This is a genomic window from Mesorhizobium sp. M1066 (assembly GCF_040318635.1).
Classification (GTDB): domain Bacteria; phylum Pseudomonadota; class Alphaproteobacteria; order Rhizobiales; family Rhizobiaceae; genus Mesorhizobium.
This window is the reverse complement of the sequence record NZ_JAMYMR010000001.1, coordinates 508,254-533,573: the sequence shown is the minus strand read 5'-3', so window position 1 is coordinate 533,573 and position 25,320 is coordinate 508,254. Positions and strand designations below refer to the sequence as shown.

Sequence of the window (25,320 nt, the reverse complement as noted above, 5' to 3'; positions counted from 1 at the left end):
TGATATGCTAGACAACCCCCACCCCGCTCACGTCGTTCGCGACCCTCCCCACAAGGGGGAGGCGGCTCCACGCCTGACACTGTCCGGCATCTCAAAAAGCTTTCCCGGCGTGCGCGCGCTGCACAATGTCAGCCTGTCGCTCTACCCCGGCCAGGTGACGGCGCTGATCGGTGAAAACGGCGCCGGCAAGTCGACGCTGGTCAAGATCATGACCGGCATCTACCAGCCCGACGGGGGTACCATCAGCATCGACGGCGAGGCCGTCACCCTGCCCAGCGCGCATGCCGCCTTCGGCCATGGCGTCACCGCCATCCACCAGGAAACCGTGCTGTTCGACGATCTGAGCGTGGCCGAAAACATCTTTCTCGGCCACGCGCCCCGCACGCGTTTGCGCACCATCGACTGGCGCACGATGCGCAAAAATGCGCGCGAAGTGCTCGACACCATGCATGCCGGCCATATCGACGCCGATGCGCGCCTGAAGGACCTCGGCATCGCCAACAAGCATCTGGTCGCCGTCGCGCGCGCCATGTCGATCGACGCGCAGATCGTCATCATGGACGAGCCGACCGCCGCCCTTTCGATGAAGGAGATCGAGGAGCTCTTTTTGCTGATCGAGTTCCTCAAGAGCGACGGCAAGGCGATCCTGTTCATCAGCCACAAGTTCGACGAGATCTACCGTATCGCCGACCGCTACACGGTGTTCCGCGATGGTGAGATGGTCGGCGAAGGCCTGATCAAGGATGCCGGCCAGAGCCAGATCGTGCGCCTGATGGTCGGCCGTGCGGTCGACCATATCTTTCCGCAGCGCAAGGCCGAGATCGGCGCGCCCGTGCTCTCCGTTTCCGGCCTGTCGCATCCGACCGAATTCAACGATATCGGCTTCGAATTGCACAAGGGCGAGATCCTCGGCTTCTACGGCCTGGTCGGCGCCGGACGCAGCGAGGTCATGCAGGCGATTTCGGGCATCACCCGCACCTCAGGCGGCACGATCACGCTCGAAGGCAAGACGATCGCGCCGAGATCGGCGGCGGATTCGATCGATGCCGGCATCGTCTACGTGCCCGAGGAACGCGGCAAGCAAGGCGTGGTGATCGGCCTGCCGATCTTCCAGAACGTCTCGCTGCCTTCGCTCAAGCGCACGTCGAAGTCCGGCCTGCTGCGGTTGTCGGAGGAGTTCGATCTGGCCCGCTCATACACCGAGCGGCTCGACCTCAGGGCCTCCTCGCTGAGCCAGGACGTCGGCACGCTGTCGGGTGGCAACCAGCAGAAGATCGTCATCGCCAAATGGCTGGCGACCGCGCCCAAGGTGATCATCCTGGACGAACCGACCAAGGGCATCGACATCGGCTCGAAGGCCGCCGTGCACGGCTTCATGGCCGAGTTGGTGGCGCAAGGCCTGTCGGTGATCATGGTGTCCTCCGAGCTGCCCGAAATCCTCGGCATGTCCGATCGCGTCGTCGTCATGCGGGAAGGTCTCATCGCTGCGGTCTACGACAACAAGGGGCTGGACGCCGAGACGCTGGTCAGGACGGCAGCAGGGATCGCGGCATGAAGGCCTTTTTCAAATACCGTGAAATCTGGCTGCTCGCGGCCATCGTCGTGCTGATCGGGCTGATATCGACGCGCTTCCCGGCCTTTGCCGACCCCGGCAATCTGCGCCAGGTGTTCAACGACACCTCGATCCTGATGATCCTGGCGCTTGGCCAAATGGTGGTCATCCTGACCCGGTCGATCGATCTGTCGATGGCGTCCAATCTCTGCTTCACCGGCATGGTGGTGGCGATGCTGAACGCCGCGCATCCGGCAATCCCGATCCCGTTGCTGATCGTCATTGCGCTGGCCGTCGGCCTGGTGCTCGGCGCCATCAACGGCCTGTTGGTCTGGCGGCTGAACATCCCCTCGATCGTGGTGACGTTGGGCACGCTGACAATCTATCGCGGCGCCACCTTCGTCCTGTCCGGCGGCGCCTGGGTCAATGCCGACAAGATGAGCCCGGACTTCATCGGCTTCCAGCGCGCGGCGTTCCTCGGCATCCCGGTGCTGTCCTGGATCGCCATCCTGGTTATCGCGCTGTTCTTCGTCCTGATGACACGTACCGCGCTCGGCCGCTCGATCTATGCCATCGGCGTCAACCCGACGGCCTCGGTCTATGCCGGCATCGATGTCGGCCGAACGAAGTTCATCGTCTTCTGCATCTCCGGCATGATCGGCGGGCTTTCCGGCTACCTCTGGATCTCGCGCTATGTGATCGCCTCGGTCGAGGTCGCCAACGGCTATGAACTCAACATCATCGCCGCCTGCGTCATCGGCGGCATCTCGATCGCCGGCGGCATCGGCTCGGTCGGCGGCGCGGTGCTCGGCGCACTGTTCCTCGGCATCATCTCCAACGCCTTGCCGGTCATCAACATCTCGCCCTTCTGGCAGATGGCGATTTCGGGCAGCGCCATCATTCTGGCCGTCGTGCTCAATGCGCGCGGCGAACGCCAGCAAGGCCGCATCATCCTCAGAAAGGTGGAGGCGTGACCGACATCCCTGCCCCGCGCCATATTCCCGACCGGCTCGACAAGCCGCTGCGTTCGGCGATCTTTTCCTGGGAAGCGCTGCTGGTCGTGGTGGCAGTCGCCATCTTCGCCATCAACAGCTTTGCCTCGCCCTATTTTCTCGATCCCTACTCGCTGTCCGATCTCACCTTCAATTTCACCGAGAAGGGCCTGATTGCCTTCGCCATGGCGCTGCTGATCATCTCGGGCGAGATCGACCTGTCGGTGGCCGCCATCATTGCGCTGGCGTCGACGATGATGGGCATGGCGGTGCAGGCCGGCGCCGGCACGCCGGTGCTGGTGGCTATCGGCATCGTCGTCGGGCTCGGCTGCGGCGCCTTCAACGGTCTGCTGGTGACAAGGCTCGGCCTGCCGTCGATCGTCGTCACCATCGGCACGATGAGCCTGTTTCGCGGCATCGCCTTCATCATCCTCGGCGACCAGGCCTACAAGGGCTATCCCTCAAGCTTCGCCTTTTTCGGCCAGGGCTATGTCTGGTGGGTGGTGTCGTTCGAACTGGTGCTCTTCCTGATCGCGGCCGTCGTCTATTGGTTCCTTCTGCACCGCACGAGTTTCGGCCGTCGTGTCTTCGCCATCGGCAACAACCCGATAGCTGCACAGTTTTCCGGCGTGCGCGTCGGCCGCACCAAGTTCATCCTGTTCTGCCTGACCGGGCTGATGTCGGGCATCGCCTCGGTGCTGATCACCTCGCGGCTCGGCTCGACGCGGCCCTCGATCGCACAGGGCTACGAGCTGGAAGTCATCACCATGGTGGTGCTCGGCGGCGTCAGCATCCTCGGTGGCGCCGGCAGTATTGTTGGCGTCGTGCTCGCGGCCTTCATCATGGGGCTGGTGACCTTCGGGCTTGGCCTGCTCAACGTGCCCGGAATCGTCATGTCGATCTTCATCGGCCTGCTGCTGATCATCGTCATCGCGCTGCCGATCGTCTGGCGGCGGCTGCGTGGTAACAGCTGATGCCTGAGAAATACGCGTTCAAGATGAAGCTGAAGCCCGGCATGAAGGCCGAGTACAAGAAGCGCCACGACGAGATCTGGCCGTCACTGGTCGCGCTGCTGAAGCAGGCCGGCGTCTCCGACTATTCCATTCATCTCGATGAGGAGACCAATATCCTGTTCGGTGTGCTGTGGCGGCGAGACGACCACGGCATGGACGAATTGCCCGGATATCCGGTGATGCAGCGCTGGTGGGCTGAAATGGCCGACATCATGGAAACCAGACCGGACAACGAGCCGGTGGCGGTGCCGCTGGAAACAATGTTCCACATGGCATGAGTGCTATGCGCCACATCGCCGTCATCGACATCGGCAAGACCAACGCCAAAGTGGCGCTGGTCGACCTCGCGACGTTGAGCGAGGCGGCGCTGCGCCGAATGGCCAATGCGCCGGTGCGACAGGCGCCCTACACGCACCACGATGTCGAGGCCTTGTGGGCATTCATCCTCGAAAGCCTTGCCGGCCTCAACCACGAACAGCGCATCGACGCCATTTCGATCACCACCCACGGCGCGACGGGCGTGCTGGTCGACGCGGCGGGTGAACTGGTGCTGCCTGTGCTCGACTATGAGTTCGATGGCTCTGACAGGCTGGCAGCGGATTATGAAGCGATCCGCCCGCTCTTTTCCGAGACCGGCACGCCGCGCCTGCCGCTCGGCCTCAATCTCGGTGCGCAATTCTTCTGGCAGCAGAAAAGCTTCCCGGCCGAATTCGCTCGGGCCGCCGCGATGCTGATGTACCCGCAATACTGGGCGTTGCGCCTGACCGGCATCGCCGCCAACGAAGTTACCTCGCTCGGCTGCCACACCGACCTGTGGAACCCGTGGACAGCGGATTTTTCATCACTGGTCGACAGGCTGGAGTGGCGGAGCCTGATGGCGCCGGTGCGGCCAGCCAGCGACCGCCTCGGCCCGATCCTGCCCATCGTTGCGATGCGAACCGGACTGGATCCGCAAACGCCGGTGTTCTGCGGCCTGCATGATTCCAACGCCTCGCTGCTGCCGCATCTTCTCTCCGACAAACCGCCTTTCTCCGTCGTCTCGACCGGCACCTGGGTGGTGTCGATGGCGGTCGGCGGCAAACAGATTGCGCTGGATGCCACGCGCGACACGCTGGTTAATGTCAACGCACTCGGCAATCCCGTTCCCTCGGCGCGCTTCATGGGCGGCCGCGAGTTTTCCGTGCTGACAAAGGACCAGCCGGAGCAGTGGACCGAGAATGATGTCGGCGCCGTGCTGGCGCGAAAGATGCTGCTGCTGCCGTCGACCCAGCAAGGGTCTGGGCCGTTCCCGCATCAGACCGCGGCATGGCTCAACGCTGACGGCATGAACAGCGGCCAGCGCTTTGCCGTGATCTCGTTCTATCTGGCGTTGATGACGGCGACCTGCCTCGACCTGATCGGCGCGGACGGTCCGACCACGGTCGAAGGGCCCTTTGCCCGCAACCGGCTCTTTGTCGGCATGCTGGCGGCGGCCACGGCGCGCGCCGTGGTTGCGTCAGAGGCCGCCACCGGCACCAGCATCGGCGCCGCGCTGCTGGCATCCGATCAGCCGGCGACGCACGGCAAGGGCGAAAGAATAGAACCGCCTGTAGACCCGGCCTGGGTTGATTATGCCAGCGCATGGCGCGCGGCAGTGGAAGCGCAGGGCTGATCAGAGAATCCGCTTGCCGAAGGCAGACATGACGAAGTTGACCGCGTCGGTGCCGATCCGCGGCTCCAGATCCGCCGTCAGGCCCGAAACATCCATCGACAGCAAGCCACCCGAGAGCGCGATCGCCTCCATCGCCTGATGCGTCTCGCGCACGGTCAGCCCGCCGGAGCCTGCTGCCCAGCCGGCGAATTCGGTCGCGGTGGGCGAGTAACTGACGTGAAAGCCTTGCGTGCCTGAGGTGGCGATGCGGATCGCCTCATGCATCAGGTCGCGCATGCCCATGGCGTCGATATCGGTCATGGTGAATGCCGACACGCGCGAATCCTTCAGCACCCGCGCTTCGGCCGGATCGGCGTGACGCAAGCCGACGATGACGACATTTTCCGGCGACAGCTGCGGCTGCAGCGCACCCGCCTTGTGGTCGAGGCCGAGAGTGCGCGCCAGCACCGAGCCTTCCGGCAGGTCGATGCCCTCCTCGTCCTCCGGCATCAGGGCGGCGATGGAATCGATCCAGATCAGGCCGAAGGAATGTGTCGCGCGCGCCGTCGCGGTCAGCGCCTTGTGGGCGATGCGCCGGTCGGCGCCTGCGATGAGGCGGACCAGCCCCGATGGCGGCCTCTCGACATCGGCGAGTTCCACCACATCGAAGTTCATCGCTTCCAGCCGCGCGCCGGTGCTTTCCCGGGCCAGGATGCCGGCAGCTCCCTGCCCGGCCGTGATCTGCACCATCTTGCGACCGGAAAAATCCTCGACGTCGTGCATTGGGGCCTTCTCGACATATTCCGAGGTCATCGCCAAAAGCATGGCGCCATAGCTCATGCGGAAGGCGACGCGGTCGCCGACGGAGGGCCTCGGATCGGCATCGGCAACATCCAGCAACAGATGGTCGCTGGAGGCGCCGAGCACCCGTATCCCCTTGGCAATCGGCGTCAGCCCCTCGACCAGCACGTCCTCGCGGCCGATATTGGCGATGGCGCGCAGCCTGTCGCCCTCGTCGGGGAAGACCGGCTGGTTGCCGAAGGCGTCATAGCCGGATTGGCCGATCGGCCGTGACGGCTTGAGCTTGACCTCGATGATGTCGCTGGTCAGCCGGCAGGCATCGGGTTCGAGCTCCGCCCACGGCGTGTCGCGGAAGGTCTCGACGCCGCCCTGCAGGATCGCCTCGCCGACCCGCAGATTGTTGATGCCGGCCGGCAGTCTGCCTTCGAGCAGCAGCGGCAGCGACGACGAGGCACCGCCGGAGATCACGTCGAGGCTTCTGCCGGACAGGCGCTCGGTCTTGTAGGCATGGGCGACGAGCTGGCCGAGATTTTCCGGCGTCGGCATGATGGCGCCGAAACAGCCGAGATTGGTGCCGATGCCGGCAATGCGAACGCCCTTGAACTGCAGTATCTGCTCGACCGTCGGAATGAGATCGTTCGGCCAGATGCCCTCTCGCAAATCTCCGAGATCGATCATCAGCATGATGTCGTGGACGCGGCCCATGCGTTCGGCGATGCGCGAAATCTCGCGGATGGTGGCGAGTTCCGACTGCAGGCTGATGTCGACGGTGCGTACCACCTCCTCAACCCGCGCCATCGGCGGGCTGCGCAACAGCATGATCGGCGCGTTGATGCCGCTGTCGCGCAGCCGGCGGATGTTCTCGAATCGCGATTCGGCGATGCCGGCGACACCGCCGCGCAGCATGGCGCGCGCCACTTGCGGCATGCCGCACGTGCCCTTGGTGACGCCGAACACCTTGATGCCCGAGAGCGCGCAGTGCTCGACGATGGTGCGCGCGTTGCGCTCGATGCGGCCAAGATCGATAGCGACTTGCGGTCCCGACATCACTAGCCCCCGTAGACCAGTCCCTGCGGGTCGATCTCCGGCTTGCGGCCGGCAACGAGGTCGGCAAGGAATTTGCCGGAGCCGCAGGCCATGGTCCAGCCGACATGACCGTGGCCGGTGTCGAGATAGAGGTTCTTGTAGCGCGCCTGGCCGATGACCGGCACCGAGTTGGGCATCATCGGCCGCAGGCCCGCCCAGAACACAGCCTTCTTCTCGTCGAAGGCACCCGGGAAAAGATCCTTGCCGGTGCTGATGATCGTCTTGAAATCGGCGGGCTTGAAAGTTCGGTCGAAGCCGGTGAATTCAGCCGTCGAGGACATCCGCAAGCGGTTGCCCAGCCTGGAATAGCCGATCAGCCGGTCCTCGTCGGCGCCGCCCATGGTCGGTCCCTTGCTTTCGTCCTCCAAGGGAATCGTCGCGGTATAGCCTTTTACCGGATAGACAGGCAGGTCGATGCCGTAGCGGCGCCCGAGCAGGCCGCTCTCCGGTCCCATCGAGATGACCACGGCATCGCCGGCGACCGGGCCGGCCGAAGTCATCACCGCGCGCACATGATCGCCCTCGATGTCGAGGCCTTCGACTGTCGTTCCGAACAGGAATTTGACGCCGAGCTTCTCGGCAGCATAGGCGGCCAGCCTGTCGACAAATTGCTTGGAATCTCCGGTCTGGTCGGTTGGCGAATAGACGCCACCGGCAATCTTGTCCTTGACGCCGGCAAGGCCTGGTTCCAGCTCGACCAGCCGGTCGCGGCCGACGATTTCGATCGGCAGGCCGTGCTTGGCAAGATAACGGTAATTGTCGGTACCGGTGTCGAGGCTCTTTTGCGAGCGGAAGAAATAGAGAATGCCCTTCTTGCGCTCGTCGTAGTGGATGCCGGTCGCTTCCGAAAGCGCATTGATGCAGTCGCGCGAATAGAGCGCGAGCCTGAGCTTGATGTCGGTGTTGGCGCGCAGGCGCGCCACCGTGCACTGGCGCAGGAAACGCAGGCTCCAGGCGAGGAAATAGGGATCGAGGCGCAGCCTGACCTTGATGCCGAGATCATGGTTGTAGAGCCCGCGCAGGAAGGTCTTCAAAGCCGCCGGCGAGGCCCAGGCGGTGGCGTCACCCGGTGACACCAGGCCGGCATTGGACTGGCTGGTGCCTTGTGCCGCCGCCGGATGGCGCTCGATCACTGTCACCTCATGGCCGTCGCTGGCCAAATAATAGGCGGCCGCCGTACCAACGACACCGGCCCCGAGCACCGTTATTTTCATGACATCCCCCAAGAGCTCCTCGCGGTGCGGCGCCTCCGCGCCTTGCCGCGAATGCCTTCAATAGCGCTTCACTGCCCGCCTTGCGAGCCCTTGGGAGAACCCGGCTCAGCCGCGCGCGGAGTTCTTGCCGGTCAGAATGCGCTCCCAGGCGAGCGCGTCGGCGACGATCTGGTCGAGATCGTCGCGTTGCGGGGTCCAGCCGAGCTCGGCGCGGGCGAGATCCGAATTGGCGACCACCGCCGCGGCATCGCCGGGACGGCGATCGCCCATCTTCACCTCGAAATCATGGCCGAAGGCGCGGCGCACGCTGTCGATGACCTCGAGCACCGAGTAGCCATGGCTGTAGCCGCAATTGGCGACGAGGCTGGTGCCCCCGGCACGCAGCCGCTGCAGGGCCAGGCGATGCGCCGCCGCCAGGTCGCTGACATGGATGTAGTCGCGCATGCAGGTGCCGTCCGGCGTCGGATAATCGGTGCCGAACACCTGCATGAACGGCCGCTTGCCGAGTGCCGTCTCGCAGGCAACCTTGATCAGATGGGTGGCGCCCGGCGTCGACTGGCCGGTGCGGCCCTTCGGGTCGGCGCCGGCGACGTTGAAGTAGCGCAGCGCGGTATAGCGCAGGCCATGCGCGATCGATGCGTCGCGCAGCATCCACTCACTCATCAGCTTGGACAGGCCATAGGGCGATTCCGGCGCCAGGCGGGCGTCCTCGCGCACCGGCTCCAGGCCGGCTCCGCCATAGACGGCGGCGGTCGAGGAAAAGATGAAATTGGGCACGCCTTCGCGCACCGCGGTTTCGATCAGCGTGCGCGTCTTCGAGGTGTTGTTCTCATAGTAGCCAAGCGGGTCGGCGACCGATTCCGGAACCACGATCGAGCCGGCGAAATGAATGATGGCGTCGACCTTGTTCTCCCTGATGACCCCGCCGACCAATTCCCGGTCGGCAACGTCGCCGACGACCAGCCTTGCCTCGGGCGCCACTGCCCATTCGAAACCGGTGGAAAGGCGATCGAGGACGACCACGCTTTCGCCGGCATCCAGCAGCTCCCAGACCATATGGCTGCCGATGTAACCGGCGCCGCCTGTAACCAAAACCGTCATCCGCGTCCTCGCTTATCCAAGATTTATCGGAAACTGTCTCAACCCCCGCTCTACTGGAAAGCCCGCCGCATGACCATTGGAACCCGTGGTAACCGGCCTCGCCGGCCAGTGGCATCGTCCTGAAACAAAGTTGATCCACATCAAGGGAATAGGCCACGATCCGTGGTCGTTAGGAACAGGTCCGGGGCGTGGCATTTTGACCAAAAAGGCCAGGTGGACGACCAACAGGCCAATGATTATGATCCCGCGCAAAAATTGGGAAGTCGACATGAACTATCAGCGGTTCTTCGAGGAAGCGATCGACCAGCTCCATGCCGAGCGTCGCTACCGCGTTTTCGCCGACCTGGAGCGGATCGCGGGCAAGTTCCCGCGCGCCATCTGGCGTTCCAATGGCCGCGCCGAGGAAATCACCGTCTGGTGCTCCAACGACTATCTTGGCATGGGCCAGCATCCCGACGTCATCGCCGCTTTCCAGAACACGGCAGGCAAGATGGGTTCGGGCGCCGGCGGCACCCGGAACATTTCCGGCACCTCGAACCCGCTGGTCGAGCTCGAGGTGGAGCTTGCCGACCTGCACGACAAGGAAGCGGCACTGGTCTTCACCTCCGGTTTCGTCTCCAACGAAGCCTCGATCTCGACCATCGCGAAGCTTTTGCCCAACTGCCTGATCATCTCGGACGAATTGAACCACGCATCGATGATCGAAGGCGTGCGGCGTTCCGGCGCCGAGAAGAAGATCTTCCGCCACAACGATGTGGCGCATCTGGAAAGCCTTTTGCAGGCGGCGGGGCGCGAACGCGCCAAGCTGATCGTCTTCGAAAGCGTCTATTCGATGGATGGCGACATCGCGCCGATCAGAGAGATCGTCGAGCTCGCCGAGCGCTACAACGCCATGACCTATATCGACGAGGTCCATGCCGTCGGCATGTACGGGCCGCGCGGCGGCGGCATCACCGAGCGCGAAGGCCTGGCCGGCCGCATCGACATCATCGAAGGCACGCTCGCCAAGGCGTTCGGCACGCTGGGCGGCTACATCACCGGCACCAGCGCCGTGATCGACGCCGTGCGTTCCTATGCGCCGGGCTTCATCTTCACCACGGCACTGCCGCCGGCGATCGCGGCTGCCGCGACCGCGTCGATCCGCCATCTCAAGCGCTCGCAGGCCGAGCGCGACGCCCAGCAGCAGCAGGCGAGCCGAACCAAGCAGATCCTGTCGGCCGCCGGCCTGCCGGTGATGGACTCGCCGACCCACATCGTGCCGCTGCTGGTCGGCGATCCGGAGGCCTGCAAGATGGCCAGCGACCGCCTGCTCGGCGTGCACGGCATCTACATCCAGCCGATCAACTACCCGACCGTGCCGCGCGGCACCGAGCGGCTGCGCATCACGCCGACGCCGTTCCATTCCGATGCACTGATCGCCGAATTGCAGGATGCGCTGGTCGAGACCTGGGATGCGCTCGGCATCCCCTATGGCTCCGCCGGGCGGCCTTCGGTGGCCAAGAGCGACCGCATCATTCCCCTGCTGGTGCCCAAGTCAGGCGGCTGAAGCCGTTTGAAACTCTGCTCCGGCGGCTATCTGGCTCGCCGGAGCGATTTTCAATCCGCGCTTCGTCGGCGGCTCAAATAGCCTTCATCCAATTTGCCAGCCGGTGCGCCGCTTCCTCGACCTGGTCGAGGCGGCGGTGGAAACACAACCGCAAAAACGCCTCGCCGCCGGGGCCGAAAGCGGTGCCTGGCGCCAAGCCGACATTAGCCTTGTCGACAATGTCGAAGGCAGCGGTGCGTGAATCGGTGATGCCGTCGACAGTGAAAAACAGATAGAACGCGCCCTGCGGCACGGTGAACCGAGCACGATCCGTGGCACCGAGGATGCCGCAGACAAGGTCACGCGCCTTGCGCGCCCGCTCCACCTGTTCGGCAACGAAGGCATCGCCCCCGTCAAGCGCGGCGGCCGCGCCGCGCTGCATGAACTGGGCGACGCCGGAGTTCGAATACTGGATCAGGTTCTCGAACACCTGCTGCAAGCTCGGATGCGTCTTGATCCAGCCGACGCGCCAGCCGGTCATCGCCCAGTTCTTGGAGAAGGAATTGACGTACAGGATGCGGTCTTCCGCCGACGCGATGTCGAGGAAGGACGGCGCGCGGCCGTGGCCATAGTGGAAAAGCGAATAGATCTCGTCGGCGACGATCCAGAGGTTTTTCGCGCGCGCCAGATCGAGGATGGCCTGCAAGGTCTCATGATCGGCGGTCCAGCCGGTCGGATTCGACGGCGTGTTGATGAACAGCGCCTTTGTGCGCGGCGTGATCGAAGCCGCGATCTTCTCGACGTCGCAGGACCAGCCATTGCCGGAATGATCGAGCGTGACCGCGACTGGAATGGCTCCCGCTATCGCTGCTGCAGCATCGAAATTCGGCCAGGCCGGCGACAGATAAACCACTTCGTCGCCGGGGCCGGCGAGCGCGTCGAGCGCCAGCTGGATGGCATGCATGCCGGAGCCGGTGACGATGAATTCTTCCTCCGGGAAGGTCTTGCCGAAATGCCTGGCATAGTAGCGGGAGAGCGCCTGCCTGAGATCGGGGATGCCCCTTTGCCAGGTGTAGAATGTCTCGCCGCCGGCCAGCGCCTTCGACGCGGCATCGGTGATGAAGGCCGGCGTCGGCAGGTCGCCCTCGCCGGCCCAGAGCGGAATCATGCCTTCGCGCAGGCGGCCGTAATTGACGACGGCGACAATGCCGCTTTCGGGTGCCGCACGGGCCTCGGTGCGCAAGCTGTCGATCAGGGTCATTGGCGGGTCCGTTTTGGTCTGCGGTTTTCGTCAGCGGTCCTTATCAGATGCGAAAACAGAAAACCCCGGCCGCGAACGACCGGGGTTTTGGTCCAGCAAATGCTGCCCGTGGTCAGCGCCTGGCGAGCAGATCGCGAATTTCGGTGAGCAGCGCGACGTCGGCTGGCGGCGGAGCGGCCGGTGCAGCGGGCTTCTCGCGCTCAAGCCGCTTGCGCATGTTGTTCACCGCCTTCACCATCAGGAAGATGATGAAAGCGAGGATGAGGAAGTTCAGCGCCACGGTGATGAAGCTGCCATAGGCAAAGACAGCGCCTTGCTTCTTGGCATCCGCCAGCGAGGTCGCGTTGACGGCTGAGGACAATCCGAAGAAATAGTTGTTGAAGTCCAATCCGCCGAAAATCGCACCGACGATTGGCATGATGATGTCGTTGACAAGGGAATCGACGATCTTGCTGAAGGCCGCGCCGATGATGACGCCGACCGCAAGGTCCATCACATTACCCTTGGAAATGAATTCCTGGAATTCTTTCAGCATTCGACCCTCCTTGTCGTGACCGGCCGAGCTGCCGTTTCCGTCCTTGCGGGCATCGACCTGAGGCAACATAACAAAAACCTCCGGTTGCAACATCGGCAAAAAGGAGAAAGCAACCGGTTTCTCCTTACCTGACGGCCCCTTGCTTGTACTGTCTGAATATCGCGGTCGCGATCATGCTTCCAAAGCCGCAATGGACTCGGACGCCAAGCTGTGGTTGCGTCCGGGCAAGCCGGATAAAACGCGGCAGAGGAGGAAAGTCCAGGCGTGCAGGGCTTGTTCATCGTCATCATCGCGGTCGCCTATGTGACGCTGCTGTTTGCCATCGCCAGCCTCGGCGACCGCCGCTCGGCCATTTCAGGGCCGAGCCGGGGGCGGCCTTTCATCTACGCACTTAGCCTCGCGATCTACTGCACATCCTGGACTTTCTTCGGCTCGGTCGGTCTCTCTTCCGAACGCGGCCTCGAATTCCTCGGCATCTATACGGGCCCGGTGCTCGTCTTCGTGTTCGGCTTCCCGCTGCTCAACCGCATCGTGCGGCTGGCCAAGACCGAGAAGATCACCTCGATCGCGGATTTCCTCGGCGCACGCTACGGCAAGAGTTTCACCGTCGCGGCGATCGCCACGCTGATCGCCACCATCGGCGCGGTGCCCTATATCGCACTGCAGTTGAAGGCGATCTCCGGTTCGGTCAGCCTGATGGTCGAGCACTATACGGGATCGCCGCCTTCGTTCGATCCCTTCGTCAGCGACATCTCTCTGGTCGTCGCCATGCTCCTGGCGCTGTTCGCGGTGCTGTTTGGAACCCGTCACGCCGACGCCACCGAACACCAGGACGGGCTGGTGCTGGCGGTGGCGGTCGAAACCGTCGTCAAGCTCGCCGCCTTCCTGGCGATCGGCCTGATGGTCACCTTCCTGATCTTCGGCGGCCCGGGCGACATGTTCGACAAGCTCGCCGAGAACGCGCAGGTCCGACAGGCGATGAGCTACAACACCTCGCTCGCCACCTGGCTGGTGCTGACGTGCCTCAGCGGTTTTGCCATCATCATGCTGCCGCGGCAGTTCTACGTCACCATCGTCGAGAACCGCGGCGAGGCCGAACTGCGCACCGCGACATGGGTGTTTCCACTCTACCTCGTGGCGATCAACCTGTTCGTGCTGCCGATCGCCTTCGCCGGCCTTTCGCTGGTCGGCACCGGAACCAGCAGCGATCTCTACGTGCTGTCGCTGCCCCTGTTCAGCGGTCATGATGTGCTGGCGATGGCGGCTTTCATCGGCGGCCTGTCGGCGGCGACGGCGATGGTGATCGTCGAAAGCGTGGCGCTGTCGATCATGATCTCCAACGACCTCGTCATTCCGCTGTTCGTGCGCCGCCTGCTCAAGACCTCGACCTCCGAGACGGAGGACTGGTCGACGCTGATCCTCAATGTGCGGCGCGGGGCGATCTTCATCCTCTTGTTCATCGCCTTCCTCTATTATCGCGAGAGCACCGACAGCGCGCGGCTGTCGTCGATCGGCCTGATGTCGTTCGCGGCCATCGCGCAGTTCGCGCCCGCCCTGATCGGCGGGCTGATCTGGCGCGGCGCCAACGGCCGGGGTGCGGCACTCGGCATGATCGCCGGCATCCTCGTCTGGGGCTACACGCTGCTGTTTCCATCGCTTGCCGCACCCGATACCGGCATCATCGTGCACGGGCTGTTCGGCTTCGAGGCGCTGCGGCCGCAGGCATTGTTCGGCACAGTGGCCGAACCGCTGAACCACGGCGTGTTGTGGAGCCTGTCGATCAACGCGGTGTTCTTTGTGCTCGGTTCGCTGTCGCGCGCATCGGTGCCGCTGGAACGCATACAGGCGTCGATCTTCGTGCCGCGCGATGCCGGCCCGATGCCAAGCCTGCGCCGCTTCCGCACCGCCATCACCGTCAACGACCTGAAGGACACGATCGGGCGCTATCTCGGCGTCGAGCGCACCGAGCGCTCTTTCCAGTCGTTCGAAAAGACCAACGGAGCCTCGCTGCACGGCAACGAGCAGGCGAGCATGGACGTCATCCGCTTCTCCGAGCAATTGCTCGCCAGTGCCGTCGGTTCCTCCTCGGCGCGGCTGATCCTGTCGCTGCTGTTTCGGCGCCACGACCGCGAATCCCGGGATGCTTTCCGCTTGCTCGACGACGCCACCGAGGCGCTGCAGCACAACCGCGACCTGCTTCAGATCGCGCTCGACCAGATGGAACAGGGCATCACCGTCTTCGATCGCGATTTCCGCCTGATCTGCTGGAACCGCCAGTACCGGGCGCTGTTCGACCTGCCCGATGAAATGGGCCAGGTCGGCGTCTCGCTCGACCGCATCCTGCGCCATCTCGCCGAGCGCGGCGACATCCCCGCCGATCAGCGTGTGGCCATGCTCAACCGGCTGACCAGTTTCGTCAGCCCGTGGCAGATGGAGCTGAAAACCTCCGGCCGCATCCTGGAACTGCGTTCCAACCCGATGCCGGACGGCGGCATCGTCGCCACCTATGCCGACATTTCCGGACGCGTCGAGCAGGACCTGGCGCTGAAGCGGGCCAATGAATCGCTGGAGCAGCGCGTCAAGACCCGCACCATCGAGTTGACCCAGGTCAACGAGGAGCTGGCGCAGGCGCAGATGCTGGCCGAGGAGGCCAATCTCGGCAAGACGCGCTTCCTCGCCGCCGCCGGCCACGACATCCTGCAGCCGCTGAACGCTGCCCGGCTCTATTGCTCCTCGCTGATCGAGAAGGCCGGCAAAGGGCCTGCCGGCAAGGCGGCCGTCAACATCGAATCCTCGCTGGAATCGGTCGAGACGATTCTCGGCGCCGTGCTCGACATCTCCCGCCTCGATGCCGGCGCAATGAAGCCGGACGATACCGCCTTCAACCTCGACGGATTGCTGCGCCAGATCGGCAACGACTTCCGGCCGCTCGCCGCCGAAAAGAAGCTCGAGCTGGCCATCATGCCGTCATCGCTGACGGTGATGACGGACCGCAATTTGCTGCGCCGCCTGATCCAGAATCTCGTCTCCAACGCCATCAAATACACGCGCCACGGCCGCGTGCTGGTTGGCGTCAGGCGGCGCGGCGATTTGGCCGAGATCCAGGTCATCGACACCGGCATCGGCATCGCCGGCGACAAGCTGAGCACGGTCTTCCACGAATTCACCCGGCTCGACGAAGGCGCGCGCGAGGCCGAAGGCCTCGGTCTCGGACTTTCCATCGTCGACCGCATCGCCCGGGTGCTGCGCCTGGAGATCCGGATCTTTTCCACCCCTGGCAAGGGCACGCGCTTCTCCGTCATCCTGCCCGTGGCGGCCGTGCAGGAGCCGCGGCGCGAGATCGAAACCAGGGCTCCTGCCCGCGCGACGGCTTCGCTGGCCGGGCTGCACGTGCTGTGCATCGACAACGACGCCCGCATCCTCGAAGGCATGCGGCTCCTGCTCGAAGGCTGGGGTTGCAACGTCGACACCGTGTCCGGCTCTAAGGATCTGGAGACCGCGAAGATACATCGCCCGGACATCGTCCTTGCCGACTACCATCTCGACGGCGAAACCGGTCTCGAACTCGTCGTCAGGCTGCGTGCGACCCATGGCGACAACCTGCCGGCCGTGCTGGTCACCGCCGACCGCTCCAACGAGGTGCGCACGGCCGCCGGCGGGCTCGAGATTGCGGTGATCAACAAGCCGCTCAAACCAGCGGTACTGCGCTCGATGATGGCCAGGGTCAGGCCTCTGGCACCGGCGGCCGAATAGCATCAAAGGCGCCCGGTCTCAGCCCTGGTGTCCGAGGGTGGGTCCTAGAGCATTTCACCGTTTCACCGAAACGGCGTTCTGCTCTAACTCTTTGTTTTAACGCAATTCTAGACGGAAAACCGCTTCACACTTCTCCTAGAATTGCTCTAGGCCAGGCCGGGGACCATCTGGGAACTGCGGAACCGGGGCCGTCCGGCATTGCCCGCCACAGGCGGACGATGCTCGCGAAAGGCCATTGCAAGCGTCCTCAGCGCCTCGCGGGACTTGGCGTCCGTCAGCGTCGAAAGCAGCACGATCTCGGAAGGCGGCAGCGCCGGAAGCCCGAATTTCCGGCTGACCTCGATGGTGCCGGATGGGGCAAGCCGGCAGGAAAATACCGAGGCTGCGAGGCCGGCCGAGACGGCCTCGGCGACGGCGAAGGAGCCGCAGCCGAGGAACACCTCCGTCCACGGTATTCCGACAGCGTCGAGCGCGCGGGTGGTGATGTTGCGGATACCGCATGATGGCGAGGATGCCGCCAGGCGCAGCGGCTCGTCGGCCCGGTGGATGAAGTCGGGCGCGGCGTACCAGCCGAAATGTTCGGGCGCCAGCACTTCACCATCGCGCCGGTCGTCCTCCCGGCGGATGATCGCCGCGTCGATCTCACCGCGATCAAAAGCGTCCAGCAGGTCTTGTGAATCATCGAGCCGCACTTCGATGGTGAGCGCCGGGTCATGCGCATTGAGCCGCGCCAGCAATGTCGGGACTTCCGCGCCTCCGACATGGGTGGCGATGCCCAATGTGAAGCGGCGGCGCACCGAAGACAGGCTGGCAATGGCGCGATCGTGTGCCGCGAGGAAGTCGCGTGCGGGCTGGAGAAACACCGCGCCCTGCGCCGACAAGCGAACCAGCCGAGGCGTGCGCTCGATCAATTTCTGGCCGACGCGCTCTTCCAGCCGCTTCAGCTTCACGCTGATCGCCCCTTGCGTGCTGCCAAGAGCCTCGGCCGCGCGCGTAAAGCTTTGAAGATCGGCGATGGCAACGAATGTTTTCACAGCATCTACGTCCAGCGTCATGTCAGCTATCCGCACTTGTTGTCTCTGAAATAGCCAACCATGCAATTCTAAAATGATCAAGCCTCGCCTACCCTGGCCATACGCGCGCCGGGCGAGCTGCGATGGATTCGCCGATTGCCGCCAATACGTTCGAAAGGTTGAATCATGCCCACTGTATTGACCCGCCGAGGCATCATCGTTCTGCTTGCCGCCTGCCTGGCGTGCCTGATGTTCGGCCTGGAGATTTCAAGCGTTCCCACGATCCTGCCGACACTGGAGCAGATGCTGCACGCCGACTTCAAGCAACTGCAATGGGTGATGAACGCCTATACGATCGCGGTCACGACGGTGCTGATGGCGGTCGGCACGATCGCCGATCGTTACGGGCGCAAGCGTGTCTTTCTGGTCGCCATCGCCGCCTTCGGCCTGACGTCACTGATCTGCGGTCTCGCCGAAAGTGTCTCCACGCTCATCGTCGCCCGGTTTCTGCAGGGCCTGAGCGGCGGTGCGATGCTGATCTGCCAGCTTGCCGTGCTGTCGCATGAATTCCGGGAAGGGCGCGAACGCGCCGTCGCATGGGGCTGGTGGGGCGTCATCTTCGGCACCGGCCTCGGCTTCGGCCCCATCATCGGCGGCGGCATCGTCGCGGTCTCGAGCTGGCAATGGGTATTTCTTGTCCACGTGCCGGTTGCGGCGCTGGCGTTCGCCCTTGCTCTGATGGGTGTTCACGAATCGAAGGATCCACAGGCGGGCAAGCTCGACATAGCAGGCATCCTGACGCTGTCGCCGTCGGTTTTCTGCCTCGTCTTCTACATCATCCAGGGGCCGGATCTGGGTTTCTCCAGCCCTGCCGCGCTTGCGATCCTCGGTATCTCGATAGTGAGCTTCATCGCCTTCCTCATTGCCGAGAAGGTCAGCCAGCGGCCGATGTTCGACTTCTCGGTCTTCCGGATCCGACCCTTTTCCGGCGCCATCGTCGGCTCGGCGGCGATGAACCTCAGCTATTGGCCTTTCATGATCTACCTGCCGATCTGGTTCCACGCCGGGCTCGGCTATGACACCGTCTCCACCGGCCTTGCCCTGCTTGCCTACACGCTGCCGACGCTTGTGCTGCCGCCGTTGGCAGAGCGCTTTTCGCTGCGTTATCGGCCCGGCATCATCATTCCGGCGGGCCTCGTCATCATCGGCGTCGGGTTCATCCTGATGAAGTTCGGCAGCGCCGCCGCGCAACCGGACTGGCTGACGATGCTGCCCGGCTGCCTGATCGCGGGGATGGGTCTGGGAATAACCAACACACCTGTCACCAACACGACGACGGGTTCCGTTTCGAGCGATCGCGCCGGCATGGCCTCCGGCATCGACATGAGCGCGCGCATGGTTTCATTGGCGTTGAACATCGCGGTGATGGGCTTCATCCTGGCCAGCGGTGTGCTGGCGCATCTGGGGCATGCGCTGCCCGACCTCGACGCTGCCCAACTGCGTCTTCTCGCCGAAGCTATCGCTGCTGGAAATCCCATCTCCGGGCTCGCCGGGACCGTCGCCCAGGATGCGCTGCGCAACGGCTTTGGCTGGGTCATGCTCTATGGCGGGATCGGCGTCTGGATCATGGCCGCTATCAGTTTCGCAAGCTTCAACGGCCGGCCGATGCGGCGGACGGAGGTTCAGTGCTCTGATTGAACAATGTTCTGATTGAACAGGCGCCCTGGCGATCAACCCGCCGGCTGCAGCGGGTCGCTGCCGATCTTGGACAGCAGGATCACCGCCTGCGTGCGGCTGTCGACGCCGAGCTTCTGCAGGATGGCGGAGACATGCGCCTTGATGGTAGCCTCCGATACGCCGAGTTCATAGGCGATCTGCTTGTTGAGCAGGCCCTCGGCCAGCATGCCCAGCACCCGTGTCTGCTGCGGCGTCAAAGCCTGCAGCCGCTTGATAAGGTCCGATATTTCGGGATCGCGCTCGATGCCGAGATCGACGCCGGCTGGTGCTGCGATGTCGCCGGCAAGCACCGATTGCACCGCGCTGCGGATCTCCTCCATGCTGGCCGATTTGGAGATGAAGCCGGAAGCGCCGAGATTGAGCGCCCGCCTGATGGTCGCCGGATCGTCATGCGCCGACACCACGACCAGCGGCACCGCCGGATGGATGCCACGCAGCGAGACCAGGCCGGACAGGCCGCTGGCGCCCGGCATCGACAGGTCGAGCAGCACCAGATCGACGTCCTCGTTGGCCACGACCAGCGCCTTGGCGCTCTCGAAATCGCCGGCTTCGTGGATGGCGGCGACATTGCCGATACCGGCGAGCGCTTCGCGCAGCGCACCGCGAAACAGCGGGTGATCGTCGGCGATGACGAAAGAATAGCCTGCCGGCAAATGTCCCTCCCCAAATCCCCGATGATTTTTGGCTTTTCGGGTTCAATTGGACGATTATGAGAGGCTGCGCGCTGTTTTCAAGCGGCAAAGCCAGCGCGCCGCCTCCCGTGGTTGAAACGCTCAGGTCTTCTGCGAATTGGGCTGGGCGCCGTTGTCCTTGTCCATATCCCTGACGATGCCCATGAAGCCGCGAAGGAAGCGCTCCATGTAGCTCATCGTCTTGTTGAAATCCTCTTCGCTCGGCAGTTTCGATTCGAGGCGGGCGGAGAGCGAATTCTCGAGCTTGGTGACGCGCTCGTCCATCGCCTTCATCGAGGTCTGCAAGCGGTCGACCTCGTCCTGGAAAGCGGCGCGTTCGTCGGCCGCCATCTTGCAGACGAGCTGGCCGGACCGTTCCTCGCAGATCGACATGGCGCCGGTCTGCGTGTCGATACGGACAAAGCCGTTGTCAGACTTTTCCAGCCGGTAGCGGTCGGTTTCTTCCGAATAAGCTGAAGCCGCGATCAGCGAAACGAGCGCGGCGGGGATCAAGATGTGCTGCAGACGCATGTTGTCCTCCTTGGCCAAGGCCTCAGATATCGCATGTTTGCGCCGGAAATGGGGAAGACCCTTGGCGTGGCCTTTCCCGAATGGCTGGTTCGGAATCTTCTTGACGCAATTCCCAAGGGAAAGCGCTATGCGCTTTTCCCGGGAAAACCGTTTCACACTTTTCCTGGAACTGCTCTATAGCGCAACCATGTCTCAGATTATCTACAAGATAACCCCGCAAGCGCCATGGCGCGAGGCCGAAACACATGGCCGCTTCACCGGCGCGCCGATCGATGTCGCCGACGGCTTCATCCATTTTTCCACGGCGGCGCAGGTCAAGGAAACGGCGGCAAGGCACTTTGCCGGCCAGACCGACCTTCTGCTGGTCGCCATCGACGGCGCCAATCTGGGCGGAGCGCTGAAATATGAGGCTTCGCGCGGCGGCGCGCTGTTTCCGCATCTCTATGGCGTGCTGGACCTGAAGGCCGTGCTGTGGGTGCGACCACTGCCGCTTGGCGCCGATGGGATGCACCAGTTCCCGGCACTGGAGGGGCAATGAGCATGCTCGACCGGCTTGGCCAGAAGCTGCTGTTCGCCTTCGATCCGGAAACCGCGCATGGCCTGTCGATCGCGGGGCTGCGATGCGGTCTGCCGGTTGGGGCGTTGGCGACCCGTGATGCCCGGCTGAAGGTGACGGTCTGTGGGCTCGAGTTTCCGAATCCGCTCGGCATGGCTGCGGGCTACGACAAGAACGCCGAAGTAGCCGACGCGCTGCTTGGCCTGGGCTTCGGCTTTGCCGAGGTCGGCACGATCACGCCGCTGCCGCAGGCCGGCAATCCGAAGCCGCGCATTTTCCGGCTGACGGCGGACGAAGCGGTGATCAACCGATTGGGCTTCAACAATGAAGGCCATGCAGCGGCTGAAAAACGCCTTGCCGCACGCAAGGGGCGTGGCGGCATCGTCGGCGTCAACATCGGCGCCAACAAGGACAGCACCGACCGCGTCAGTGACTATGAGCGCGGCGTCGCCCGATTTGCGCAATACGCCAGCTATCTGACCGTCAACATCTCCTCGCCCAACACGCCGGGCTTGCGCAACATGCAGGCGCGAGAACAACTCGGCGAACTTTTGTCGCGGGTCATGGCAGCGCGCGCCGCGGCAACAGCCCAGCCGCCGGTGTTCCTCAAGATCGCCCCGGATCTGCTCGAGGCCGAGCTGGAGGACATCGCCGCCGAGGTCACCGAGAAGCGGATCGACGGCGTCATCGTCTCCAACACCACCATCTCCCGGCCGCCGCTGCGCCGCGGCCACACCGCGCGCGAGACCGGGGGACTCTCCGGCAAGCCGCTGTTCGAGCGTTCGACCATCGTGCTGGCGAAGATGCGCAAACTGCTCGGACCGGAGCTTGCCATCATCGGCGTCGGCGGCGTCGATTCCGCCGATACGGCGCTGGACAAGATCCGTGCGGGCGCTGATCTGGTGCAGCTCTACACCGGCATGATCTATGCCGGGCCCTCGCTACCAGCCCGCGTTCTTTCCGGAATGATCCGTTTCGTCGAAAAGGAACGGTTGAAGTCGATTTGCGAGTTGCGCGACAGCCGCCTCGACTTGTGGGCGTCCAGGCAACTCTGAACCGCTCTCAGGAGCGTAGATTGCGACTGACGGCCCGCTCGCAGATGGTGCCGCCGATGGCAGGCAACACCCCGAAGAGAAGCAACTGTGCGGTGCCGCCGATGCCAGAAACCGCGGAGAGAATGAACGCAGCGAGCAATCCCAGCGCCGCGCCCAAGACATATGGCAGGTAGCTTCGCATAAGCTCGCCCTGGAACAATTGGTGCATCAAGTCTGTTGGAAATCGACTGGAAGTGCAAGTGCATCCGACCGCACAGCATTGGCAACGAACCCGGGTTAACGGGTTGCTTCGGAGTCTCGCCGAGGCGTTGGCTGACAGAGCATCAAACGAAAAACCCGCCTGTGCGGCGGGTCACCGGCGCAAATCAGCACCATAAACAAATATGTACCATAGCTGAGGTCACCGAGTCAAGAAAAAATTCCTATCGCGAACAGGTGCCGTTCGGTGCCTGGACGGCGCAGGGCCTTCCGGGGACATCGTCTAAAACGCCGTCCGTACCCTGAGCCGCAGGATCGTCAGCAGGCTGAAGCCTCGCACCAGCAGGAAGACGTGCAACGCCGCCCACAGTCCATTGTTGCCGAAGGCGGGCGCAAGGGTCAGCAGCGCGGCCGCGAAAACCAGGAACGACAGCAGCATCATGTTGCGCATGTCGCGGGACCAAGTCGCGCCGATGAAGACGCCATCCATCTGGAACGCCAGCACACCGCTCAGCGCCGTGAATGCCGCCCACGGCAGGTAGATGTCGGCCACCGAACGGACGTCCTCCGATGTCGTCACGAGTGCGACCAGATTGGCGCCACCAGACAGCATTACCAGCGTCGCGGCTCCCGCCAGTCCGAAACCCCAGAACAGCGTCAGCCGGACGGCCTGGCGGAACGGTGCGGCGGCGCGCGCGCCGACTGCACGGCCCGCCAGCTGTTCGGCGGCGGTGGCAAAGCCGTCGAGGAAATAGCCGGCGACGAGAAAGAAATTCATCAGCACGGCGTTGGCGGCCAGCGTCACCGTGCCGAACTGTGCGCCCTGGCGGGTGAACAATGCGAAGGCGGCGAGCAGCGAGAACGAGCGGATCATGATGTCGCGGTTGAGCGACATCATGCGCAGGAAGGCGGCCATGTCGAGCAGGCGGTGGCGCGGCAAGGGCGGGGCCGACCGGAGCCGGCGGATCACGATCGCCAGGCCGAGCAGCATGGCCAGGAACTCACCGGTGACGGTCGCCCAGGCAACGCCGGCGACACCCCAGCCAAGTTCCAACCCAAGCAGGAAGCAGAGCGCGATGTTGATGCCGTTGAGCACCAGCTGCAGCATCAACCCGAGCCCACCCTCGCCGCGCCCCAGCACATAGCCGAGGATGGCGTAGTTGATCAGCGAGAACGGCGCCGCGAGCAGCCTGATCCTGATGTAGACGCCCATCGCTTCGCTGACGCGCGGTTCGGCGCCCATGAATTTCTGCCCGGCGATGGCGACCAGCGGGGCAAGGGCAGCGAGCACGATGCCGGCGACGACCGCGATCAGCACGGCGCGCCAGAACACCGCCTGTTCCTCCAGGGCATCGCCACGCCCAAACGCCTGTGCGACAAGGCCGGTGGTGCCCGAGCGCAGGAAATTGAAAGAGGTGAAGACGACGTCGAAGATCAATGCGCCGGCCGCAAGGCCGCCGAGCAGGGCGGCATCGCCGAACTGGCCGACGACAGCCGTGTCGACCAGGCCGAGCATCGGCGTCGTCAGATAGGCAAGCGTCATCGGCACGGCGATGGCGAGCACGGAACGGTTGGTGACGACAAAGTATCTGGCGTCGGCTGGTGTTGCACCTTTGTCCAAGGATTGCTGCCTTGCTGATTGCGGCTTGATAGAACCGTCGATGTGCCCCATTTTCCGGCCACCGCGCAATCACTCTTCCCGCGAGGGCCAACCGAATTTCCCGGTCTGGCGCGAGCCCGCCGGATCCAGTTCATGCCCCTGCAGATCGTCCATCATCCCGACTACGACGCCGGCTTCGCCGTCAACCATCGCTTTCCGATGAGCAAATATCCCTTGCTGATGGAGGCGCTGCGTACGCGCGGCCTCGCCGGCCCCGACGCGCTCAGCACCGCCGAACCGGCACCGGCGTCATGGCTGGAGCTTGCGCATGCGGCGGACTATGTCGACCAGGTCGTCAACTGCTGCGTGCCCGAGAAGATCGAGCGCGAGATCGGTTTTCCGATCGGACCCCGCGTCTCGCTGCGCGCGCAGCTTGCCACCGGCGGCACCGTGCTGGCGGCGCGGCTGGCCTTGCGCCACGGTATCGCCTGCAACACCGCCGGCGGCAGCCACCATGCACGGCGCGCGCAAGGCGCGGGCTTCTGCACCTTCAACGATGTCGCCGTCGCCGCGCTGGTGCTGCTCGCCGAAGGCGCGGCACAAAACATCCTGGTCGTCGATCTCGACGTGCACCAGGGCGACGGCACCGCGGATATTCTCGCCGATGATCCGCACGTGTTCACCTTTTCCATGCATGGCGACCGCAACTACCCCGTGCGCAAGATCGCCTCCGACCTCGATGTCGCGCTGCCCGACGGCACGGGTGACGCTGCCTATCTCGAGAGGCTCGCCGCCATCCTGCCGGAGCTCTCCGCCCAAGCCCATTGGGACATCGTGTTCTACAATGCCGGCGTCGACGTCCATGCCGAGGACCGGCTTGGCAGGCTGTCGCTATCGGATGACGGCCTGCGCGCCCGCGACGACATGGTCATCAGCCATTTTCGCGCGCAGGGCGTTCCGGTGTGCGGCGTCATCGGAGGTGGCTATTCAACGGATGTGCCCGCACTCGCGGCGCGCCACGCCATCCTGTTCGAGGTCGCCGCGGGCTACGCCTGATAGTCCTTTTCAAGCACGGTCTTGTCGGAAAACCGGTTCCCACTTTTCGGGATCATGCTCTACTTCCGGTAGTTGGCGAGCCTCAACAGGATGAACGCCGGCACGACGATAGCCGCGCCCAGCAGGATATAGCCGAGGAAGCGGTCGATGGCGTGGAAGCCGAGATTCCACAGGTCCATGAAGAACTTCCGGATGCCGTAGAGCACATCCATCGGCGACCAGCCGAAGGCATTCATGACCAGACCGACGAGGAAAGACACCACCAGCAGTTTCAGGATCACCTTGAGCGGCGAGTCGCCAAGAAAGCGCGTCAATGCGGACAAGGCTCGTCTCCAGATTGAGGTACCCAGGCTCGAGGGCGTCGGCCCAGACATACGCACTTGGCTTGCCCGCTTCAAGCCGACAGTTTTGCGGGACGCTGAAGGCCTCAGCGAGCATGT

The 25,320-nt window shown here is 63.9% G+C and carries 22 protein-coding genes; 11 read left to right on the top strand and 11 right to left on the bottom strand.

Annotated elements, in window-relative coordinates; all coding sequences use genetic code 11:
• Positions 1-4: 4 nt before the first annotated feature.
• From NKH52_RS02410 to NKH52_RS02390, 5 genes are read left to right on the top strand one after another with little or no spacing between them, the layout of a single operon-like run.
• Positions 5-1,555 carry a sugar ABC transporter ATP-binding protein gene (locus tag NKH52_RS02410; RefSeq protein WP_352731199.1) on the top strand — a complete coding sequence of 517 codons (1,551 nt, stop codon included), beginning with the start codon at positions 5-7 and terminating at the stop codon, positions 1,553-1,555.
• The gene (locus tag NKH52_RS02405; protein WP_127297822.1) at positions 1,552-2,526 is read left to right on the top strand and encodes an ABC transporter permease; all 975 of its coding nucleotides are present in this window, start codon (positions 1,552-1,554) and stop codon (positions 2,524-2,526) included. Before NKH52_RS02410 ends, NKH52_RS02405 begins: the two co-directional genes overlap by 4 nt.
• Entirely contained in the window at positions 2,523-3,518 is a 996-nt protein-coding gene (locus NKH52_RS02400) for an ABC transporter permease (RefSeq protein ID WP_352731202.1), read from the top strand. Before NKH52_RS02405 ends, NKH52_RS02400 begins: the two co-directional genes overlap by 4 nt.
• The gene (gene rhaM / locus NKH52_RS02395; RefSeq protein ID WP_352731205.1) at positions 3,518-3,835 is read left to right on the top strand and encodes an L-rhamnose mutarotase; all 318 of its coding nucleotides are present in this window, start codon (positions 3,518-3,520) and stop codon (positions 3,833-3,835) included. The genes NKH52_RS02400 and rhaM overlap by 1 nt, the downstream gene beginning before the upstream one ends.
• Complete coding sequence (locus tag NKH52_RS02390) at positions 3,832-5,208, top strand: FGGY-family carbohydrate kinase (protein WP_352731208.1); 1,377 nt, start codon at positions 3,832-3,834, stop codon at positions 5,206-5,208. The genes rhaM and NKH52_RS02390 overlap by 4 nt, the downstream gene beginning before the upstream one ends.
• Here NKH52_RS02390 and NKH52_RS02385 read toward each other — a convergent pair whose 3' ends face one another.
• The 3 genes from NKH52_RS02385 to galE all read right to left on the bottom strand — a co-directional run bounded on the left by NKH52_RS02385 (position 5,209) and on the right by galE (position 9,389).
• Positions 5,209-7,035 carry an alanine racemase gene (locus NKH52_RS02385; RefSeq protein ID WP_352731211.1) on the bottom strand — a complete coding sequence of 609 codons (1,827 nt, stop codon included), beginning with the start codon at positions 7,033-7,035 and terminating at the stop codon, positions 5,209-5,211. It lies immediately after the preceding gene.
• 2 nt (positions 7,036-7,037) lie between these two features.
• A complete protein-coding gene (locus tag NKH52_RS02380; RefSeq protein ID WP_352731214.1) occupies positions 7,038-8,288 on the bottom strand; it encodes a D-amino acid dehydrogenase in 1,251 nt (416 codons plus the stop codon).
• 105 nt (positions 8,289-8,393) lie between these two features.
• The gene (gene galE, locus NKH52_RS02375) at positions 8,394-9,389 is read right to left on the bottom strand and encodes a UDP-glucose 4-epimerase GalE (RefSeq protein WP_352731217.1); all 996 of its coding nucleotides are present in this window, start codon (positions 9,387-9,389) and stop codon (positions 8,394-8,396) included.
• Positions 9,390-9,657: 268 nt separating this feature from the next.
• On the opposite strand from galE, the gene hemA reads away from it, so the two are divergent.
• On the top strand, positions 9,658-10,935 hold the full coding sequence (gene hemA / locus NKH52_RS02370) for a 5-aminolevulinate synthase (protein WP_352731219.1): 1,278 nt from the start codon (positions 9,658-9,660) through the stop codon (positions 10,933-10,935).
• Between the two features lie 73 nt (positions 10,936-11,008).
• Here hemA and NKH52_RS02365 read toward each other — a convergent pair whose 3' ends face one another.
• A complete protein-coding gene (locus tag NKH52_RS02365; RefSeq protein ID WP_352731222.1) occupies positions 11,009-12,175 on the bottom strand; it encodes a pyridoxal phosphate-dependent aminotransferase in 1,167 nt (388 codons plus the stop codon).
• 112 nt (positions 12,176-12,287) lie between these two features.
• Positions 12,288-12,710: a large conductance mechanosensitive channel protein MscL gene (mscL, locus tag NKH52_RS02360; RefSeq protein ID WP_224699058.1), complete on the bottom strand. Its 423-nt coding sequence runs from the start codon at positions 12,708-12,710 to the stop codon at positions 12,288-12,290.
• Positions 12,711-12,974: 264 nt separating this feature from the next.
• On the opposite strand from mscL, the gene NKH52_RS02355 reads away from it, so the two are divergent.
• Positions 12,975-16,463: a PAS domain-containing hybrid sensor histidine kinase/response regulator gene (locus NKH52_RS02355; protein ID WP_352731225.1), complete on the top strand. Its 3,489-nt coding sequence runs from the start codon at positions 12,975-12,977 to the stop codon at positions 16,461-16,463.
• A gap of 146 nt (positions 16,464-16,609) precedes the next feature.
• Here the strand turns inward: NKH52_RS02355 and NKH52_RS02350 are convergent, their stop codons facing one another.
• The gene (locus NKH52_RS02350) at positions 16,610-17,518 is read right to left on the bottom strand and encodes a LysR family transcriptional regulator (RefSeq protein ID WP_352731228.1); all 909 of its coding nucleotides are present in this window, start codon (positions 17,516-17,518) and stop codon (positions 16,610-16,612) included.
• Between the two features lie 144 nt (positions 17,519-17,662).
• On the opposite strand from NKH52_RS02350, the gene NKH52_RS02345 reads away from it, so the two are divergent.
• Entirely contained in the window at positions 17,663-19,174 is a 1,512-nt protein-coding gene (locus tag NKH52_RS02345; RefSeq protein ID WP_352731231.1) for an MFS transporter, read from the top strand.
• Between the two features lie 32 nt (positions 19,175-19,206).
• On the opposite strand, the gene NKH52_RS02340 is transcribed toward NKH52_RS02345, so the two are convergent.
• Together NKH52_RS02340 and NKH52_RS02335 are read right to left on the bottom strand one after the other, a co-directional pair.
• Positions 19,207-19,866, bottom strand: coding sequence for a response regulator transcription factor (locus NKH52_RS02340; protein WP_352731234.1), 660 nt, complete (start codon positions 19,864-19,866; stop codon positions 19,207-19,209).
• Positions 19,867-19,986: 120 nt separating this feature from the next.
• Positions 19,987-20,415: a hypothetical protein gene (locus NKH52_RS02335; protein WP_352731237.1), complete on the bottom strand. Its 429-nt coding sequence runs from the start codon at positions 20,413-20,415 to the stop codon at positions 19,987-19,989.
• 187 nt (positions 20,416-20,602) lie between these two features.
• Here NKH52_RS02335 and NKH52_RS02330 point away from each other — a divergent pair, with 187 nt between their 5' ends.
• Complete coding sequence (locus NKH52_RS02330) at positions 20,603-20,953, top strand: DUF952 domain-containing protein (RefSeq protein WP_352731291.1); 351 nt, start codon at positions 20,603-20,605, stop codon at positions 20,951-20,953.
• Positions 20,950-22,026, top strand: coding sequence for a quinone-dependent dihydroorotate dehydrogenase (locus tag NKH52_RS02325; RefSeq protein ID WP_352966513.1), 1,077 nt, complete (start codon positions 20,950-20,952; stop codon positions 22,024-22,026). Before NKH52_RS02330 ends, NKH52_RS02325 begins: the two co-directional genes overlap by 4 nt.
• Positions 22,027-22,033: 7 nt before the next feature.
• Here NKH52_RS02325 and NKH52_RS02320 read toward each other — a convergent pair whose 3' ends face one another.
• Positions 22,034-22,234 carry a hypothetical protein gene (locus NKH52_RS02320; RefSeq protein ID WP_032901215.1) on the bottom strand — a complete coding sequence of 67 codons (201 nt, stop codon included), beginning with the start codon at positions 22,232-22,234 and terminating at the stop codon, positions 22,034-22,036.
• Between the two features lie 273 nt (positions 22,235-22,507).
• Entirely contained in the window at positions 22,508-23,845 is a 1,338-nt protein-coding gene (locus NKH52_RS02315; RefSeq protein WP_352731243.1) for an MATE family efflux transporter, read from the bottom strand.
• Positions 23,846-23,977: 132 nt separating this feature from the next.
• Between NKH52_RS02315 and NKH52_RS02310 the strand changes: the two genes are divergently transcribed.
• On the top strand, positions 23,978-24,880 hold the full coding sequence (locus tag NKH52_RS02310; protein WP_352731245.1) for a histone deacetylase family protein: 903 nt from the start codon (positions 23,978-23,980) through the stop codon (positions 24,878-24,880).
• Between the two features lie 59 nt (positions 24,881-24,939).
• Here NKH52_RS02310 and NKH52_RS02305 read toward each other — a convergent pair whose 3' ends face one another.
• Positions 24,940-25,254 carry a DUF6460 domain-containing protein gene (locus NKH52_RS02305; protein WP_197031583.1) on the bottom strand — a complete coding sequence of 105 codons (315 nt, stop codon included), beginning with the start codon at positions 25,252-25,254 and terminating at the stop codon, positions 24,940-24,942.
• Positions 25,255-25,320 lie beyond the last annotated feature (66 nt).

Excerpts from the sequence above, each read along its gene's own strand:
- NKH52_RS02380 (WP_352731214.1), bottom strand. The coding sequence starts at position 8,288 with ATGAAAATAACGGTGCTCGGGGCCGGTGTCGTTGGTACGGCGGCCGCC.
- NKH52_RS02410 (WP_352731199.1), top strand. The coding sequence starts at position 5 with ATGCTAGACAACCCCCACCCCGCTCACGTCGTTCGCGACCCTCCCCAC.
- NKH52_RS02345 (WP_352731231.1), top strand. The coding sequence starts at position 17,663 with ATGCCCACTGTATTGACCCGCCGAGGCATCATCGTTCTGCTTGCCGCC.
- NKH52_RS02330 (WP_352731291.1), top strand. The coding sequence starts at position 20,603 with ATGTCTCAGATTATCTACAAGATAACCCCGCAAGCGCCATGGCGCGAG.
- NKH52_RS02335 (WP_352731237.1), bottom strand. The coding sequence starts at position 20,415 with ATGCGTCTGCAGCACATCTTGATCCCCGCCGCGCTCGTTTCGCTGATC.
- mscL (WP_224699058.1), bottom strand. The coding sequence starts at position 12,710 with ATGCTGAAAGAATTCCAGGAATTCATTTCCAAGGGTAATGTGATGGAC.
- NKH52_RS02350 (WP_352731228.1), bottom strand. The coding sequence starts at position 17,518 with ATGACGCTGGACGTAGATGCTGTGAAAACATTCGTTGCCATCGCCGAT.
- hemA (WP_352731219.1), top strand. The coding sequence starts at position 9,658 with ATGAACTATCAGCGGTTCTTCGAGGAAGCGATCGACCAGCTCCATGCC.
- NKH52_RS02325 (WP_352966513.1), top strand. The coding sequence starts at position 20,950 with ATGAGCATGCTCGACCGGCTTGGCCAGAAGCTGCTGTTCGCCTTCGAT.
- NKH52_RS02365 (WP_352731222.1), bottom strand. The coding sequence starts at position 12,175 with ATGACCCTGATCGACAGCTTGCGCACCGAGGCCCGTGCGGCACCCGAA.
- NKH52_RS02310 (WP_352731245.1), top strand. The coding sequence starts at position 23,978 with ATGCCCCTGCAGATCGTCCATCATCCCGACTACGACGCCGGCTTCGCC.
- NKH52_RS02305 (WP_197031583.1), bottom strand. The coding sequence starts at position 25,254 with ATGTCTGGGCCGACGCCCTCGAGCCTGGGTACCTCAATCTGGAGACGA.
- rhaM (WP_352731205.1), top strand. The coding sequence starts at position 3,518 with ATGCCTGAGAAATACGCGTTCAAGATGAAGCTGAAGCCCGGCATGAAG.
- NKH52_RS02405 (WP_127297822.1), top strand. The coding sequence starts at position 1,552 with ATGAAGGCCTTTTTCAAATACCGTGAAATCTGGCTGCTCGCGGCCATC.
- NKH52_RS02390 (WP_352731208.1), top strand. The coding sequence starts at position 3,832 with ATGAGTGCTATGCGCCACATCGCCGTCATCGACATCGGCAAGACCAAC.
- galE (WP_352731217.1), bottom strand. The coding sequence starts at position 9,389 with ATGACGGTTTTGGTTACAGGCGGCGCCGGTTACATCGGCAGCCATATG.
- NKH52_RS02385 (WP_352731211.1), bottom strand. The coding sequence starts at position 7,035 with ATGTCGGGACCGCAAGTCGCTATCGATCTTGGCCGCATCGAGCGCAAC.
- NKH52_RS02320 (WP_032901215.1), bottom strand. The coding sequence starts at position 22,234 with ATGCACCAATTGTTCCAGGGCGAGCTTATGCGAAGCTACCTGCCATAT.